Source organism: Rouxiella chamberiensis, assembly GCF_026967475.1.
Lineage (GTDB): Bacteria > Pseudomonadota > Gammaproteobacteria > Enterobacterales > Enterobacteriaceae > Rouxiella > Rouxiella chamberiensis.
Window position 1 is genome coordinate 822814 of the sequence record NZ_CP114058.1, and the last position, 15695, is coordinate 838508.

The window sequence follows — 15695 nt, forward strand, 5'->3', positions numbered from 1 at the left end:
AGATATCGGCCATTCCCGCCTTGCGTCGAGTGCCCGACACGGGGGCATCCCTTCTCAATGCGTTAGGCGGATTCGTAAGGAGGATAGTCAATATAACCCTCGGCAGAACCGCCGTAATAGGTATCGCGGTCGGGCTTGTTCAGCGGCAACGCATTCTCCAGCCGATAAACCAGGTCAGGATTGGCAATAAACGGCTGACCAAAGGCGGCCAGGTCAATCAGACCGGAGTCGAGGTAATCCTGCGCCCGCTCGCGGGTCAAGTCGCCTGCCAGAATCAGCGCCGTCTCTTTCAGCCCGTCACGACAGATTTTCAACAGATTCTTGATGGCCTCGTCTTTTGATTGCGCATCATCTGCGCTAAAGAAGAAGTTGGTCTGGTCCATGACATGCACATAGGCAATGCCGCGTTCACCCAAACCTTTGCATAGTGCGGAGTAGGTTTCGTCAATGTCGTCATAGAGCGGCATATCAAACAGTTGGCCGTAAGGCGAGATGCGGATGCCGACACGCCCCTTGCCGATTCGAGCACAGACGGCATCGACGACCTCAAACACAAAACGCAGACGATCTTCAATGTTTTGCGCGCCGTATTTGTCACTGCGATCGTTGACCTTCGGATTAATAAACTGCTCGAAGAGGTAGCCGTTGGCACCGTGGATTTCCACGCCGTCGAAGCCCGCAGTGATGGCGTTTTCCGCCGCCTGGGCAAAATCATTGACCACGCGTCCGACTTCTTCGGTAGAGAGCGGACGAGGTTTGGATGTTTCAACGAAGCCCGGTTCGCCATCTTCTTTATAGGCAAATGCGGTGGCTTTGGCGGCCGGTTTATCGGAAGAACTCACAGGCGCCGCGCCGTCGATTTGCAGCGACGTATGAGAAACGCGGCCCACGTGCCACAGCTGGGCAAAAATCTTGCCGCCGACGCTGTGTACGGAATCGGTAGTGAGTTTCCAGCCAGCTATCTGCTTCTTGCCGAAAATACCTGGGTTGAATAAATAACCCTGACCTTCGCGGGACACCGGTGTACCTTCTGAAACAATAAGGCCTGCGGTGGCACGCTGCGTGTAATACAGCGCAATCTGTTCGTTGGCGATATCGTCCGGCGCGCGGGAGCGGGTCATCGGAGCCATCACAATACGGTTGGCCAGTTCAATGTCGCCCAGCGTAAATTTGCCAAATAAGTCAGTCATAACTGTCGTCCTTTTATGTTGGGATGAATCGTTTTTGCTTCCATTAAGTGTATTAGAGAATTTTGCGCATATAATTTCTATTCAGTACCGAATGGCTGGAAATTAATTCACAAATGGAGAGGCAATGTTTTCTGCGGACAGTCTTAAGGGCATCAGCGTTTTTGTCAGCGTAGCGGATGCAGGCAGTTTCTCGGCGGCGGCCGACAAGCTCAAACTGACCAATTCGGCAGTCAGTAAAAACGTCGCCCGGCTTGAGGCGCGACTGGGCAAAAAACTGTTCACCCGCACCACGCGCACACTGGCACTGACCGAAGCAGGCGAGCGCTATTATCGTACCTGCGCCGCCGTGCTCGCCGAGCTGGAAGAAACCGAGCTGGCGCTGCTGACCGAAGACAAGGAGCCGCACGGCAGAGTGCGTATCGATCTACCGGCCTCTTATGGTCGACTGCATGTCTTGCCGCTGATTCTGGAATTCGCCAAACGCTATCCGCTGCTCGAACCGCACATCTCCTTTTCGGATCGCTTTGTTGACCCGATTCAGGAGGGCATCGATATCGTGGTGCGTATCGGAGGATCCGATGCATGGTCGGCAATGCTGGGCCACCGCTTCTTTGGCGCGCAGCGGCTTATCTTCTGCGCCTCGCCAAACTACCTTGCCAAACACGGTGCGCCGCAGCGGGCGGAGGATCTTCTGCAACATCATTGCGTCAGTTATGGCGACACCGACGGGCGTATCAGTCCGTGGTATTTTACCGGTCGGCAGAAGGCGGACATCGAGCGGAGAACGATGCGCTCGCGCATTTCGGTCGGCGATGGCGAAGGGGAGATGCAGGCGGTGTTGCAGGATTACGGCATCGCGCAGTTGCCGTTGTGGCTGGTAAAGGAAAAACTGGATAGCGGCGAACTGGTGGAAGTGCTGCCCGAACTGGCAATGGATGGCCTGCCCATGAACGTGGTGTGGCTCAAAAGTCGTGAAGCCCAGCCTAAGGTTCGTGCGCTGCTGGACCTGCTTAATGAAAAACTTACGGCCTCCGGCACGGCTTTTTCCGGGTGATGCCTTTTAAAAAGGAGAATTTCTATTAAGCTTTGTCCACAGAGAGAATTTCCCACGGGTAAACGATAAGCGAATAATTATGCTGCTGTTAATCAATGCTTTTATTATCCTGTTGACGGTTATCGCGATGGAAGTGATCGCAGCGTTGGCGCACAAATATATTATGCACAGTTGGGGCTGGGGCTGGCACCACTCGCACCACGAACCGCACGAGGGCGGGCTGGAGTTGAATGATCTCTATGCCGTGGTGTTTGCCGGCTTGGCAATCTTGCTGATTTATCTTGGAAGCGTGGGTTACTGGCCCTTACAGTGGATAGGCGCGGGTATGACGACCTACGGCGCACTGTATTTTATCGTTCACGATGGGCTGGTGCATCAGCGCTGGCCGTTTCGTTATATTCCGCGCAAAGGTTATCTAAAACGGCTGTATATGGCCCATAAGCTGCACCACGCGGTGCGGGGCAAGGAAGACTGCGTGTCCTTTGGTTTCCTGTATGCGCCACCGCTGTCGAAGCTGCAAAAGACGCTGCGTCAGCGGCATAAAAATCCTTTAACGAGGACGCTGCCACAGATCGGGCGGACGTGGCGTCGAACTCGCCATCCGAGAAGTAAGCGCCACGCCTGCACCTGCCGCCAGCAGGGCTAATTTTTCAGCCTTGCTGGTGCCCTGACGATTATCCCACGCTGACATGCCGGCCTTTTGCACCTTCACGCCAATTTCCCGATAAACGCCGCGCGCGGTGGCAATCGCCCAGGCCGAGCGCAGCGGTAAATCCTGCAATCCCGCTCTGGCAGACTGATAATACGGCTCGGCTTCTTCTATCAGGCGACCGGCGATGCGCGCCAACTGCCGCCGATGGGAAGGCAGGGCATAATTGCTTCTGTCCAGCCCCTCGTCGGCCAGCCATTGCAGCGGCACGTAGCAGCGATGAACCTGCGCATCTTCGACGATATCGCGGGCAATATTGGTCAGCTGGAACGCCAGACCCAAATCGCAGGCGCGGTCCAGCACCGCCTCGTCGCGCACGCCCATGACCTGCGCCATCATCAATCCCACAACCCCGGCCACGTGGTAACAGTAACGCAACGTGTCGTTGAGCGTCTGGTAAGTCTCTTCGCGCACGTCCATCGCGTAGCCTTCGAGATGATCAAACGCCAGCCGTTCGCTGATTCCCTGCGTCAGCGCGACCTCCTGAAAAGCGGCAAAGGCGGGATCTTCCATTTTCTCCCCGGCAAAGGCGCGGCGCGTCGATTCACGCAGTTGCGCCAGCCGTTGCTCGGGGGTGTCGACAGGCGCGGGCGCGCTAAAGCCGAGCGTTTGTCCGTCGATGACATCGTCACAATGACGACACCAGGCATAAAGCATCAACGCGCTGCGTCGCGTGTGGGTATCAAACAATTTTGATGCGGTAGCAAAACTCTTCGAGCCGACCGCCATCGTTTCCGTGGCGTGATTCAACAAGGGTTGATTCATGGGGTCAAATCCTCAAGCATCAGGCCCGCTGTGGCTTTCGCCGAGCCTATCACGCCCGGCACGCCTGCTCCGGGATGGGTGCCAGCGCCGACCAGATAGAGATTGTCAATCTGGTCGTCGCGGTTGTGCGGCCTGAACCAGGCGCTTTGGGTCAAAATGGGTTCGACGGAAAACGCAGAGCCGAGATGCGCGTCCAGCTCGTCGCGAAAATCAAACGGCGTAAACATGCGGTGCGTCACGAGCTGCTCGCGAAGCCCCGGCATGTAGCGCTCTTCGAGATAGGCAAAAATGCGGTCGCGCAGTCGCGGTCCTTCGACGTTCCAGTCGATATCGGCCGTGCCGAGATGCGGGACGGGGGCCAGCACGTAATAGCTGCCGCCGCCTTCCGGCGCGAGCGAAGGGTCGGTGACACAGGGCGCATGCAGATACAGGGAGAAGTCGTCGGCCAGTTTGTCGCTGTTGAAAATTTCATTGATCAGCGCCTGATAGCGTGGTCCGAAGCAGACGGTATGGTGCGCCAGCTGACTGTGATGATGGTTAAGCCCGAAATACAGCACAAACAGCGAGTTACTCATCCGTTTACGTTTGAGCGAAGTCGAGCGCGCCTTGCCGACGGGGTGATCGGCCAGCAATTTTTGATAGGTATTGACCACGTCGCCATTGGACGCCACGGCGGGCGTCGGCAACCGGCGTCCGTCTTCAAGCTGCACGGCGATGATTTTATCACCCGCCGTTTCGAGTTTGCCGACTTTGGCATTCAGCTCAATCTTGCCGCCCAGATCTTCAAACAGTTTTACCATGCCCTGCACCAGCGCACCGGTGCCGCCGCGTGGGAACCACACGCCCCATTCGCGCTCAAGGGCATGAATCAACGTATAAATCGACGAGGTGGCAAACGGATTGCCGCCGACCAGCAGCGAGTGGAAGGAGAATGCCTGACGCAGATGATCTTCTTCTATAAAGGAAGCCACCATGCTGTAAACGCTGCGCCAAGCCTGCAAACGGGCCAGTTGCGGACCGGCTTTGAGCATGTCGCGAAAGGAGAGAAACGGCACGGTGCCGAGTTTGAGATAACCCTCTTTGAACACCGCCTGCGAATAGCGCAGGAATTTGCGATACCCTTCGACGTCACGCGGATTAAAGCGGGTAATCTGCGCCTCGAGTCTGGCCTGATCGTTGTCGTAATCCAGCACTTTTCCGTCTTCCCAGCACAACCGATAAAACGGCGTGACGGGCATCAGCTCGACATAGTCCTCAAGGCGTTTACCACTCAAGGCGAACAGCTCCTCGATAGCCGAAGGATCGGTGATAACCGTGGGACCCGCATCGAAAGTAAATCCTTGTTCCTGGTACACATAAGCGCGACCGCCGGGCTTGTCGCGGCCTTCGAGCAACAGCGTCGGGATCCCTGCCGACTGCAGGCGAATCGCCAACGCCAGACCGCCAAAACCGGCACCAATTACAATCGTTCTGTCCATTAAAAGTCTCGCAGTCTGGGAGTTTTTTCAGCACGGCCTGCACGGCTTCACCGACCGGAACCGGCGGTTTTCCCGTGAGGATCCGCGCCATATCAATCACGGTAGGTTGTCCGGCATAGAAACGCGCTATCAGCCCGTCACTCAGCCGGTAAAAACGTTGCATCACCCGCCAGCGCCTGTCCGGTGGTCCGGCCAGAAACAGCATGCGGTTGAGCATTCTGAAAAATCGCTGTTGCCGCCAGGCTTTCCGGGCGAAGCGGCGAATCACCCCGGAAAGCTCGGCGCTGTCGAGCGAGGGCTGGCGTGCAAGCCGATCGGCCAGTCGAACCGCCAGCGGCAGGGAATAGCCCGTGGTCGGATGAAACAGCCCGGCGCGTAACCCGCTGCACGGCTGGTCGCCCCTCTGCCGCCAGAAGGCCGCGTTGTCGCCCGCAAGGGTGATGGGTAGATTACCCTGTTCCTCGCGCTGCAGGACGTCGAGCTGCCAGCCTTTCGCCTGCGCATACTCGGCGATACGCGCCCGTGCTGCTTCGGCGTCCAGCGCGTCGCCATCAATATAATGGGTATCCTCAATCAGCAAGACATCGGGCGTGAGCGGCAGGGTATAGACGAAGCGGTAGCCAGCCAGCTGATCGACCGTGGCATCCATCAGAATCGGACGCGTCAAGCCATGCGGTGATTTTAGTTGCCACTGCTGGCCGACAAAAGCCTGACTGCCGATTTTCAGATTATCGCCAGACTGATAGCCACGGCCGTCAATCACCGCCGGGGCGTCAAAGCTTCGCCCATCGGCGAGTTGCACGCTGTGCTCCGTGAAACGGGTAACGGGGCAGTGGGTGAGAAGATTGTCACCGAGCGTCTGGTACATCACTTCGGCGAAACGTTCGGAAGTTACGGTCAGGTAACCGCCTGGCAAGGTGCGCGACAGGTCGGGGAACTGCACATCGTAGCCGTCCCAGCGGTGGGCAACGAAAGGGGCTATCCAGTCGTGTTGTTCGGCGGTGAGATCACCCTGATGAAAAGACCAGGTGTGATTGCCGCCGGGCTGTGCCTCGCTTTCAAGCATCAGAATCTGCAGGTCAGGACGCAGCAACTTGAGCCGTCGGGCGATAAGCCCGTTGGCCAGTCCGCCGCCGAGAAGAATCAGGTCGAACGACTTCACGACGCGGCTCGAACAGGGTCGGATTTCTCGTGGCCCAGCGTCTGCTCGACAATGCTGGCAGCACGCGTGACGCCGCCCGCCTGAAGCAGAGTCTGTTGCATGCCGACAAGGCGCTGTCGATAGCTGGGTTCATTAAGCAGAAGATCCAGGTTTTGCGCCAGCGTGTCGCTGCTGCAAAAGCGCGAGACTTTGCGACCGATTCCGCTCCACACTACGCGCGAGGCGACGCCGGGCTGGTCGAAGGCGAGTGGCATCGCGAGAATCGGCGTGGCGTGAGTGATGGCGTCGGCAACGGTATTGAGTCCGCCGTGGGTAATGACCGCCTGCGCCTGTTGCAGCACGGCATTCTGGTCGGCGAAGTCGGTGACCCACTGCGCCCCTGCGCCACGCAGTTGCTCGGCTTGCGTCTCATCCAGCCCGCCGCAGTGGGCAATCAGCAGTTGCAGGTCGAGACTCTGGCAGGCGCGCGCGATGGTTTTAAAGTTCTTGAATCTGTGGCCTTGCAGCGTGCCCAGCGAGGCGAAAATAAACGGCTTGTCGGGGTTCACGGACCAGCGCTCGGCAGAGGATTGCACAGGATTGCGCAGCGGCCCGACGGAATAAAAGCGGTCCTGAACGTCATGACGCGGGAAATCCAGTGACGGAATAGTCTGGCTAATCTGGGCCAGAGGTGAAAGACATTCGTGCAAGCCGTGACGCGGCGAGAGGCCAAACGCTTGCGCGTGGCGGGCAATCACGCGGTTATGGCGGCGCATCATCCAGTCGTAAACCTGCTGGCTCGAGCTATAAAGTTTGTGGGCGCGCTCGTCGTCGGCATACTCGAAGGGCATAACGGGCAACGGCAGGCCCGGCTCGCGATTGACCGGCAGCGCGCAGGCCACCGAGACAAACGGAATGCCGAGCGCCTCGGCAACCAGTCCACCGGCCGGTTCCATCTGGTCGACAATCAGCCCGTCAACCGCGAGGTGTTCGAGCGCGGCGGGCAGTTCGTTGCACAGCATATCCGTGGTGCGCGCCATGTCGTCAATCAGGCCGAGAATCGATAACCCGCCCGGTCTGGACGCCAGTTTGAGAGTGTGGGCGAGCGACCCCGCAGGATGCGTGGTTTCGCCGACCGCGAATCTGGCAATGTCAGGCTCGCGCAGCAGATCTAGCGCCTCGGCCTGCTGGATAAAGGTTATCGTGTGACCTCGGGCAATCAGTTCGCGCGACAGGGCTTCGAGCGCCCGCAGGTGGCTGAAAAGAGGCGGGGCAATCACGGCGAAATGGCTCATGATGTGCCTCCGACCGGATAAAGCGGAGCGCGGCGAAGCGCGTGCAGGTCGGCGCTGCCGGTGCAGAAGCACGCGACTTTCAACTGCATGATTAGGGTCTGGAAATAGTCGATGGCTGCGTCGTCCGAGGCATTCGCGCTCGGAAGAATGGCGGCGGCAAGGCCCACCAGATCTGCGCCGAGCGCAATGGCCTTGGCGATATCGATGCCGTCGCGAATGCCGCCGGAGGCAATCAGCGGCATCGTCGGCAGTGCTTCGTGAATGCCGCTCAGGGCTTCGGCCGTGGGAATGCCCCAGTCGGCAAAGGCCATCGCCACGGCGCGCTGTTGTGGATTGCGTGCGCGCTCTCCCTCTACAGCGGCCCAGCTGGTGCCACCTGCGCCTGCGACGTCAATCATCGCCACGCCCGCGTCGGCAAGATGTCGCGCTACGCTCGGCGAAATCCCTGCGCCCACTTCCTTGATAACGATAGGCACCGCGAGCGTTGTCGCCAACTGACCCAGCGCCGCGAGAATGCCGCGCCAATCGCGATCACCGCCTATCTGCACCACTTCCTGAAGAGGGTTGAGATGAACGATCAGGGCATCCGCGTCAATCATCTCGACTGCCCGGCGGGCGTAGTCCAGCCCATTGCGGCCCACAATCTGCGCCGCGCCAAGATTGGCAAGCAGCGGAATATCGGGGGCAATCTCGCGCAGCGAGCCGTTAAGGCCGTAATTGACGTCGCTTTCCAGCGCCACGCGCTGTGATCCTACGCCCATCGCCAGCCCCAATGTCTGGGCGGCAGTCGCGAGATGCCGGTTGATGGCCTGGGCCCGACGTGCACCGCCCGTCATCGAGCTGATGAGGATCGGGGCATTCAGAGGGCGACCAAAGAGGGAAGTACGTAAATCGATGCTGTCGAAGTCCAGCTCGGGCAGGGCGCAGTGTTCGAAACGCCAGCGTTCAAATCCCGTGGCAACCTTGCTTCTGGCGCGATCGGGATTGAGTACGATATCCAGATGATCATTCTTGCGTTGAACCAGTTCCGCGTCCTTCATTGACTCTCCGTTGAAAAAATCCTGTCGGTTTAAGCAGCAGTTAACCGAACGCGGCGAGTTGCTGATTGAACCAGGTGTGCATAAAGCGGCGGGTGGCCAGACCCTGCTTGCAGACAAAAGCGAAATGCTGGTCGGCGCTGTGCAAATGCTGGCGCAGACGTTGATGAACTTCTTCGCTGCCGAGCAAGGCAACCAGCGTTGATTTACCGTCGTCCTGATTCATGTCTTTGCCGGTGCCGCTGTGGCAGTCGGCAAGATCATCCAGTAGCTGAAAGGCCTGACCTAAATCTTGCGCAAAACAGCGCAATTTTTCACGCACGGCGGGCGAGGCGTCGGCTGCCAGCGCGGCCATTTGCAGTGTGGCATCGAACAGCATGCTGGTTTTGAGATCATTGGTTCTGGCAATGGCTTCGGTGCTGCGACAGGCCGGGCCTTCACTCAAATCCTGATACTGGCCTTTCACCAGTCCCTGCAAGCCCACGGCGGTGGAAAGTTCAACCACGGCCTGTGCCCGATTGGCACCGGAAAGCCCTTCCGCCGAGGCGACAATCCCGAATGCACTGCTCAATAGCGCAACGGAGGACAAGATAGCCACGTCTTCGCCAAACTGACGGTGAATGGTCGGCCTGCCGCGGCGGAGCAAGGCGTCATCCATGCAGGGCATATCGTCGAGCATCAACGAGGCGGCATGGATCATCTCGACCGCGCAGGCGAGGTCGAGCAGCCCGGCGTGATTTTTGTCACAGCCGAGATCCTGGGCAGCCAACAACAGCAGAAGCGGACGAATGCGTTTACCGGGGGTCAGCGTACCTTCACGCATCGCCGCGCTCACTCGATCCCGCTCACTTCCGGCCGGCAGCAGCTGGTCAAGGCGAGTATTCACTGCCTCGCGCAGTGCCAGCAGCTCGGTTTCCTGATTAAGGGATTTTTCTGCAAAGACTGTCATGGTCACTCTTAATGGCAATATTAAGGGGATTTCAGCCTGCAATCCGCAGGTCATCAGGCCGAAAAGCGTTTGTTCCTTATTGATAAGGCTAGATTAATATGGAAAATTTGCCTGTTACCCCGCCAAAAAATAGGTATTTATCACTAAAACGTTAACTGGCAGAACAAAATTTCTCCTGAAGGCTTGCCGCACTCACTGAAGAAGCCTATGCAGCAGGTCTGTGACGTGGCGAATCTCCGCGGGCGTCAATGCGCCGTCTTTGGCGAACTGCACGTGACCCTGCCGGTCGAGCACCACTACTGCCGAGCCTTCCTTGCGCAGGTGCCAGGCTTTGGCGGCCGCGCCGTCATCGTCGACGATAAACTGCGACCACGGGGATTCCGCCTTGCTGGACTGCAGGCTGGCACGCACAAACATCGCGCTGCCCGGAATGGCGTCGTCGGTGTTGACAATCAGGGTGGTTTGATAACCCTCGCGGGGCAGGTGGGCGGCTTGCAGCGCGTCGGTCAGCGGCGCATTCTCCTTTTTGGCAGCCATGCGTCCGGCCAGATGCAGCAGCACGCGCACCTTGCCGCCGAGTCGGACGCTGCTCCACGGCTGATACACCGCGTTGCCCTGTTCAATCAGCAGTTCGCCCCTGTTCATCACGCTGACCACCGGCACCGGTTGGCCGACCACAAAGTCATGGGCCGAAGCCCCCAGGCGAGCAATAATCCCGTCAACAATACAAGCGGACGCACCGACATGCCTTTCTCCCTCCAGCCATTCAAGATGTTTTCAGGCTAGCTTATCTGTGGGTATTTACCCAGCCAAGCGACTGATATCGAGAGAGGAAAAGGGTTAACTTGTGTTCGAACGCGCACGCCGTGAGAAAAAACGGGTTATCCGCTGCTAGACTCACAGACTGAGCGCGTTTTTTTGGTGTTGTTTGCACCCTCATTTTTTACGCGATAACTTTTCTCAAAAATACAGGAACACTGAATGGCCCAGGATTCGGAATTTGAAACAGACGGCGTCAAGGCGACGGTACTTAATCAAAGCGGCAGTGCGTGGAACGGAAAAGGCTACGGGCGTTATCCCGAGGGCAAACCGCTTATCACCACCATGAAACTCAGCTTCGAACCGCACACTACGCTGCCGTGGCACACGCATCCGATGCCGAGCAGCTCGTATGTGCTTTCCGGCACCTTGACGGTGGAAGACAAAGAGACGGGCAGAACCCATGTGGTCAAGGCGGGGGAAGCATTCAACGAATCGATGGACGAGGTGCATCGGGGTTATACCACGGACGAACCGGTTGAATTGCTCATTACTTATGCCGGTGTCGAGGGGCAGGATCTTTCCGAGGCGGCGGAGTAGATTTCCGCCGCGCATCGTCAAAGTTAGTGTTTGCTTACCCAAATATCGTAGGCATTTTCGGGGATCTGCCTGAATGCGCGGAATCCAATGCCGTGAACGTAGGACGCGGCGGCGATTTCGTCATCGGGTTGATAAAGCGGAAGAGCCAGCGCCTGTTGCAGGATGGCGTAATCTTGCAGCTCGCCATAAAGCGCCTTGCGTTTGCTCTCGTCCAGCGTTTCGGAGGCCTGTTTCAACCAGCGGCTCACCTCCGGCGCATCGGTACGGCTGTAGTTGATAGCGCCGCCGTTCGAAATCGGCAGGTAGTGATTTTCCAGATCCAATCCGTCGGTGTCGTCGTGAGAGTTGGCAATCGAGCCGTAGTTTCCGTTCTTGATAAACTGGAAATAGGTGCCCGGATCGACATAGCGAATCTTGAGTTCAATGCCCAGCCGTTGACGTGCCTGCGCCTGTAGCGCTTCAAGCAGCACATCGCGCTGATCGCGGACTGTGACCTGCGACTGGATAACCAGAATACTCAGGCGGTTGCCGTCTTTGGTGCGGATCCCGTCTGCTCCTCTGGCGGTCCAGCCTGCTTCATCGAGCAGTTTATTGGCCAGATCGGGATTGTTGCCATATTTGCCTTCGAGACGGTTGTCGTACAGCGGATCGATAGGCGAGGTAATCCCCCAGCTGCGAATGCGATGACCCCGATAGATTGATTTCAGGATCCCCGAGACATCCAGTCCCTGCAGCAGCGCCAGACGGACATTGCGCTCCTGCGTGGGTCCCTGCTTGACGTTTAAAAACAGCGAGTAGGGCGTACCGGTGTTGGGTGCGCTCTTGTAGGTAAAGTCTTCGTTGTCGATAAACTCACCGGCGTCGTTACCCGAAATCCCTTCGATGGCATCGACCTGACCAGACAGCAAGGCCCCGGTGCGCACGGAAGATTCCGGCAGAATGCGGTAAGTAATACTGTTCAGATAGGCCGGACCCTGATGTGACGCATTGGCCGACGCCCAGTGGTAATCGGGATTGCGCACAAAAACAATCTGCTGATTTTTATCCCAGCGCTTGAGAATAAAGGGGCCGGTTCCCGCAATATCCGTTCCGCCCGATTTTAAATCTGCGGCATGGAAGGAAGAGGGCGAAATTAATTTAAGCCAGCTTGCGTAAGACAGAAACGGGCTATACACCTCATTGAGAGTAATGGCGACGGTATATTCATCGGGCGTTGTGACCGCCGCAATACGCGAACCAATCACGCACAGCGTCGAGCCTGCGCAATAGGTCAGATTCTTCAGGTTGCGAAAGTTTTCGGCGACCGCCTCGGCATTGAATTTCTCGCCGTTGGAGAATTTGACGTCGTGGCGTAATTTGAAGGTGTAGGTTTTATTATCCTTGCTAATTTCATAGCCGGTCGCGAGCCACGGAATATAGCTGCCGTCGGCTTTGCGCGCCAATAGCGACTCGAATGCCGCCCGCTGCACCAGTTCGACCTTGGTTTGCCCGTTGAATTGCGGGTTGAGGGTGGTCGGATTGGTTTCAATTCCCCAGATAAAATCGCCGCCCTGCTGCGGCGTTTCAGCGGCAAGGAGCGGCTGCACCTGACTCAGCATTAACAGCGAGGTCGCCGAGAGGGTAATTTGTAATAAACGTGGCTTCATAAAATATCCATCAATTAATCATTCTTGAAAGAAAAATAACTGCGAAAGATTTATTTCGGCGCATGCGAAATAGTTTTTAAGGCTCACGATTATTGATGGAGGGTTTTAACGATGTAAAATCATAATATTCGCTAAATATTGAGGCTAAATAGCTTTACGCGAAATGAAGTGAGTGACTGAATATCTGGCCGATGAAATAGGCTCGGCCAGAAGCGTGAGGCATTACTGCGCGGCAGGGTAATGAAGGGTACTGAGGGTCGGGAACTCTTCGACGTTTTTGCCGAGCAGCCTCTGCGGCGCAAAATCTTGCAGCAGGTCGGATCGCGTCCCCTCCACCATCTCTTCGGCAACCAGACGTCCCAACAACGGACCCAATGTCATGCCGCTGTGCGTCACCATTAAATAGACCCGTTTGGCCGGGGTGACGTAACCCATAGCGGGCAGGCCGTCTGCCGGACGCGCGCGCTGGCCGATGGCAATGCGCTCGATTTTGGCGTGATCCACATTCGAGAAGGTTTTGCGCAGACGGCGCAGCATCTCTTTGGCGATGAATCCGTCCGTGGGCGGAAGGACCGAGGGATTGACATAGTTATCGAGATCAGGAGCCTGCAACAGCAGACGCCCGCCGCCATCGGGGCGGATATTCAAACTCGGGGTAATGAGGTTGGCTTCGAGCTGAATCGGCAGGGGCGCGGTATAGGCAAGAAAACCGCAGGAGATCCTGTCGGCCTTGTTGGCATCAAGCATTGCCAGATCAAGACCCAGTTCGGCCATAAGCTCGCGCGACCAGCGGCCGGTGGCGAGCACCACTTCGTCGCCCTGCCAGTTTTCCCCGTCGGCGAGGGTCAGGCTGACGCCGCGTTCGCTTTCTTCAAGCGCGACAATGTCGCTGTGAGTACGCAGCACGGCGCCGTGCTGTTTCGCCTCGGTCCACAGTTTGCCAAGCAGAATCGCCGGATAAAGAATGCATTCGCTCGGGAAAAACCACAGTTTTCCGGCCTGCGGATCCAGACGGATTTCGGGCAGCCGATGCTGAATTTCCTGACGTGAAACCTGCTCGGCAGGGTATGCCAGCCTGATCAGCCGGTCGGTACGTTCGGCAAGTCGCTGTTCCAGCGTCTCTCCTACCGCCCATTCGTAGGTGCCCGACTGGATAAGCCACGGCGCGCCGATTTGCGCGTGCCGCTGGAGTTCAACGTGTTCGTCTATCGCGGTGGCATTCAGTTTGTGATAGGTATCCGGCGTTTTTCCGTTGGAGTTGACCCACGCAAACGTGGTGGTGCTGGTTCCGGCCCCGATATGATCACGCTCGAATACCGTGACCTCTGCGCCTTTGAGGGCGAGTTGACGCGCGACGGATAATCCCAATATTCCCGCACCGATTACCGCTATCTTTTTCCTGGACATAGTTCCCCAATCAATTCAAAAGAGTGACAAAAACCTCGCAGTCCACAGGGGCGACGAGGGCGTTTCCCGCGTGGCAATACTGGCCTCTGCATGGCGTATTTTATCTCGAGGCCGACTACATCTATTGCGCAATAACGACTTTGCTTATGCGCAGAACGGCAAGTCGTTTAATCAGCAAAACTGAACAGTAGCATTTACCGGAAAACCTAAAAATGTGGTTTTGATCCCAGAGCCATCCAATAAACGCCACGGTCGATAAATTTAAGCCAAATTCAATCTAGCATATTAACTTTGCTTACTTTATATTCATTAATGTGTTCATTCGCTGCGCTTTGTAAAAAAATACTTCTTTCACGAGGGTTTGATATGAAATTGAAACTGGCTTGCGGTGCTCTTGCGTCTTGTATGGCATTCGCCATCATCCCCTCGGCTAATGCAGTAACGACTACGGCGAACTTTCAGGTATTGATTACCATCCTGAAATCCTGTGCGGTAACCGCCGGTGCGGCTGCAAATATCAATCTGGGGTCAGTGGATGCCGGTGCGGCAAGCACGGCGGCAAACAATACGATTACCGTGAACTGTTCAAGGACCACGCCGTATTATATCGGCCTGGCGCCTTCGACCGCCAACGGCGGCAACACCACGGGTGCCGGTTCGATGTCTTCGGTGGGTAACGCCGCAACCAACACCGATAAAGTGCCGTATCAGTTATATCAGACCTCTGCTACCGGACCCGTCTGGGGCAATACCGCTACGGCCACCGCAGTCGGTAACGGGGTTGCGGGAACAGGCACGGGTGCGGCGCAAACCTACAACGTCTATGCCAACGCGACCAATACCAACTTTGCTCCTGACAGTTATGCAGATACAGTGACCGTTAACGTCAATTATTGATTTAACGCGGTGTAATGTTGAACCCGAAAAGGAGGTCAGGTTGAAATTGCTTGTCAGGCAGTGGGTTTTTGCATGTGTTATAGGAGCAACGGTGTGGGCTTCCCAGGCTGTTGCTTCTGGTTTGCAGGTCTCGCCTGTCACCCTGACGCTACCGGGTAACGAGAATGCGGGTGGATTATGGTTGAGCAATCAGGGTGATAATCCGGTCAATGCACAGGTGCGGGTCTATCATTGGGAGCAGAGTAATTTTGCCGACCGGCTAAACGCGTCACAGGGGCTGGTGGTGAGTCCTCCCATGCTGGCGCTTGCACCGGGCGAAAGGCAGTTGATCCGTATTATTCGTGTCGGACCCGCTTCGAAAAGTGTGGAAGACGCTTACCGCCTGTCTATCGATGAATTACCGCCCTCCCGTTTACAGTCAAACAAATTGCAGTTCGTGTTGCACTACTCCGTGCCTATCTTTATTCAACCGGCCAGCATGCCGCCGACTTCCCTGAAACTGCAGTGGTCGCTGAAAAGTATCGGCAGAGATACCTTTGTCGATGTCAGCAATCAGGGAAACAGCCATGCCCAAATTTCGGCCATGACCTATATCAGCCCGAAAGGCGCGCGAAAGGTGATTACGCCGGGGTTGTTGGGCTACGTGCTTCCCGGGTCGACCATGCGCTGGATATTACCCCTTTCCGATAACAACATTTCTCGTGGCAGCAAACTTGAAGTAACGATAAATGGCCAAAAAACGCTTCAGGATTTGTAATACCCCTCGCT

14 protein-coding genes and 1 pseudogene are annotated in these 15695 nt (G+C 56.8%); 5 read left to right on the forward strand and 10 right to left on the reverse strand.

Annotated features, from left to right (window positions below):
- Window positions 1-62: 62 nt before the first annotated feature.
- Window positions 63-1190, reverse strand: a complete 1128-nt coding sequence (locus tag O1V66_RS03945; protein WP_045047084.1) for an alkene reductase — start codon at window positions 1188-1190, stop codon at window positions 63-65.
- 124 nt (window positions 1191-1314) lie between these two features.
- Here O1V66_RS03945 and O1V66_RS03950 point away from each other — a divergent pair, with 124 nt between their 5' ends.
- Both O1V66_RS03950 and O1V66_RS03955 read left to right on the forward strand, forming a co-directional pair.
- Window positions 1315-2244, forward strand: a complete 930-nt coding sequence (locus tag O1V66_RS03950; protein ID WP_045047083.1) for a LysR family transcriptional regulator — start codon at window positions 1315-1317, stop codon at window positions 2242-2244.
- A gap of 79 nt (window positions 2245-2323) precedes the next feature.
- Window positions 2324-2890 carry a sterol desaturase family protein gene (locus O1V66_RS03955; RefSeq protein WP_269128114.1) on the forward strand — a complete coding sequence of 189 codons (567 nt, stop codon included), beginning with the start codon at window positions 2324-2326 and terminating at the stop codon, window positions 2888-2890.
- On the opposite strand, the gene crtB is transcribed toward O1V66_RS03955, so the two are convergent.
- The 7 genes and pseudogenes from crtB to O1V66_RS03990 form a co-directional block, all read right to left on the reverse strand.
- On the reverse strand, window positions 2795-3718 hold the full coding sequence (crtB, locus tag O1V66_RS03960; RefSeq protein ID WP_045047081.1) for a 15-cis-phytoene synthase CrtB: 924 nt from the start codon (window positions 3716-3718) through the stop codon (window positions 2795-2797). The genes O1V66_RS03955 and crtB overlap by 96 nt on opposite strands.
- Complete coding sequence (locus O1V66_RS03965; RefSeq protein ID WP_045047080.1) at window positions 3715-5196, reverse strand: phytoene desaturase; 1482 nt, start codon at window positions 5194-5196, stop codon at window positions 3715-3717. Before O1V66_RS03965 ends, crtB begins: the two co-directional genes overlap by 4 nt.
- Window positions 5197-5224: 28 nt before the next feature.
- A pseudogene (crtY, locus tag O1V66_RS03970) lies at window positions 5225-6358 on the reverse strand (lycopene beta-cyclase CrtY); the annotation flags it as partial.
- Window positions 6355-7632 carry a glycosyltransferase gene (locus tag O1V66_RS03975; RefSeq protein ID WP_045047078.1) on the reverse strand — a complete coding sequence of 426 codons (1278 nt, stop codon included), beginning with the start codon at window positions 7630-7632 and terminating at the stop codon, window positions 6355-6357. The gene O1V66_RS03975 and the pseudogene crtY, both read right to left, overlap by 4 nt.
- A complete protein-coding gene (gene fni, locus O1V66_RS03980; RefSeq protein ID WP_045047077.1) occupies window positions 7629-8672 on the reverse strand; it encodes a type 2 isopentenyl-diphosphate Delta-isomerase in 1044 nt (347 codons plus the stop codon). The genes O1V66_RS03975 and fni overlap by 4 nt, the downstream gene beginning before the upstream one ends.
- 40 nt (window positions 8673-8712) lie before the next feature.
- Complete coding sequence (locus O1V66_RS03985) at window positions 8713-9618, reverse strand: polyprenyl synthetase family protein (protein WP_045047076.1); 906 nt, start codon at window positions 9616-9618, stop codon at window positions 8713-8715.
- Window positions 9619-9810: 192 nt separating this feature from the next.
- Window positions 9811-10344 carry a YtfJ family protein gene (locus O1V66_RS03990; protein ID WP_269128327.1) on the reverse strand — a complete coding sequence of 178 codons (534 nt, stop codon included), beginning with the start codon at window positions 10342-10344 and terminating at the stop codon, window positions 9811-9813.
- A 255-nt stretch (window positions 10345-10599) separates the two neighbouring features.
- On the opposite strand from O1V66_RS03990, the gene O1V66_RS03995 reads away from it, so the two are divergent.
- Window positions 10600-10977: a cupin domain-containing protein gene (locus O1V66_RS03995; protein ID WP_045047074.1), complete on the forward strand. Its 378-nt coding sequence runs from the start codon at window positions 10600-10602 to the stop codon at window positions 10975-10977.
- 23 nt (window positions 10978-11000) lie between these two features.
- On the opposite strand, the gene O1V66_RS04000 is transcribed toward O1V66_RS03995, so the two are convergent.
- On the reverse strand, window positions 11001-12623 hold the full coding sequence (locus O1V66_RS04000) for an ABC transporter substrate-binding protein (protein ID WP_045047073.1): 1623 nt from the start codon (window positions 12621-12623) through the stop codon (window positions 11001-11003).
- 222 nt (window positions 12624-12845) lie between these two features.
- Window positions 12846-14030 carry an NAD(P)/FAD-dependent oxidoreductase gene (locus O1V66_RS04005; protein WP_045047072.1) on the reverse strand — a complete coding sequence of 395 codons (1185 nt, stop codon included), beginning with the start codon at window positions 14028-14030 and terminating at the stop codon, window positions 12846-12848.
- Between the two features lie 366 nt (window positions 14031-14396).
- On the opposite strand from O1V66_RS04005, the gene O1V66_RS04010 reads away from it, so the two are divergent.
- Window positions 14397-14927, forward strand: a complete 531-nt coding sequence (locus O1V66_RS04010; RefSeq protein ID WP_045047071.1) for a Csu type fimbrial protein — start codon at window positions 14397-14399, stop codon at window positions 14925-14927.
- A gap of 91 nt (window positions 14928-15018) precedes the next feature.
- Complete coding sequence (locus O1V66_RS04015; protein ID WP_241481374.1) at window positions 15019-15684, forward strand: fimbrial biogenesis chaperone; 666 nt, start codon at window positions 15019-15021, stop codon at window positions 15682-15684.
- The last annotated feature ends 11 nt before the right edge of the window (window positions 15685-15695 follow it).

Bases quoted from the DNA above. Each gene is read 5' to 3' on its own strand.
- O1V66_RS03945 (WP_045047084.1), bottom strand. From the start codon at position 1,190: ATGACTGACTTATTTGGCAAATTTACGCTGGGCGACATTGAACTGGCC.
- O1V66_RS03950 (WP_045047083.1), top strand. From the start codon at position 1,315: ATGTTTTCTGCGGACAGTCTTAAGGGCATCAGCGTTTTTGTCAGCGTA.
- O1V66_RS03955 (WP_269128114.1), top strand. From the start codon at position 2,324: ATGCTGCTGTTAATCAATGCTTTTATTATCCTGTTGACGGTTATCGCG.
- crtB (WP_045047081.1), bottom strand. From the start codon at position 3,718: ATGAATCAACCCTTGTTGAATCACGCCACGGAAACGATGGCGGTCGGC.
- O1V66_RS03965 (WP_045047080.1), bottom strand. From the start codon at position 5,196: ATGGACAGAACGATTGTAATTGGTGCCGGTTTTGGCGGTCTGGCGTTG.
- O1V66_RS03975 (WP_045047078.1), bottom strand. From the start codon at position 7,632: ATGAGCCATTTCGCCGTGATTGCCCCGCCTCTTTTCAGCCACCTGCGG.
- fni (WP_045047077.1), bottom strand. From the start codon at position 8,672: ATGAAGGACGCGGAACTGGTTCAACGCAAGAATGATCATCTGGATATC.
- O1V66_RS03985 (WP_045047076.1), bottom strand. From the start codon at position 9,618: ATGACAGTCTTTGCAGAAAAATCCCTTAATCAGGAAACCGAGCTGCTG.
- O1V66_RS03995 (WP_045047074.1), top strand. From the start codon at position 10,600: ATGGCCCAGGATTCGGAATTTGAAACAGACGGCGTCAAGGCGACGGTA.
- O1V66_RS04000 (WP_045047073.1), bottom strand. From the start codon at position 12,623: ATGAAGCCACGTTTATTACAAATTACCCTCTCGGCGACCTCGCTGTTA.
- O1V66_RS04005 (WP_045047072.1), bottom strand. From the start codon at position 14,030: ATGTCCAGGAAAAAGATAGCGGTAATCGGTGCGGGAATATTGGGATTA.
- O1V66_RS04010 (WP_045047071.1), top strand. From the start codon at position 14,397: ATGAAATTGAAACTGGCTTGCGGTGCTCTTGCGTCTTGTATGGCATTC.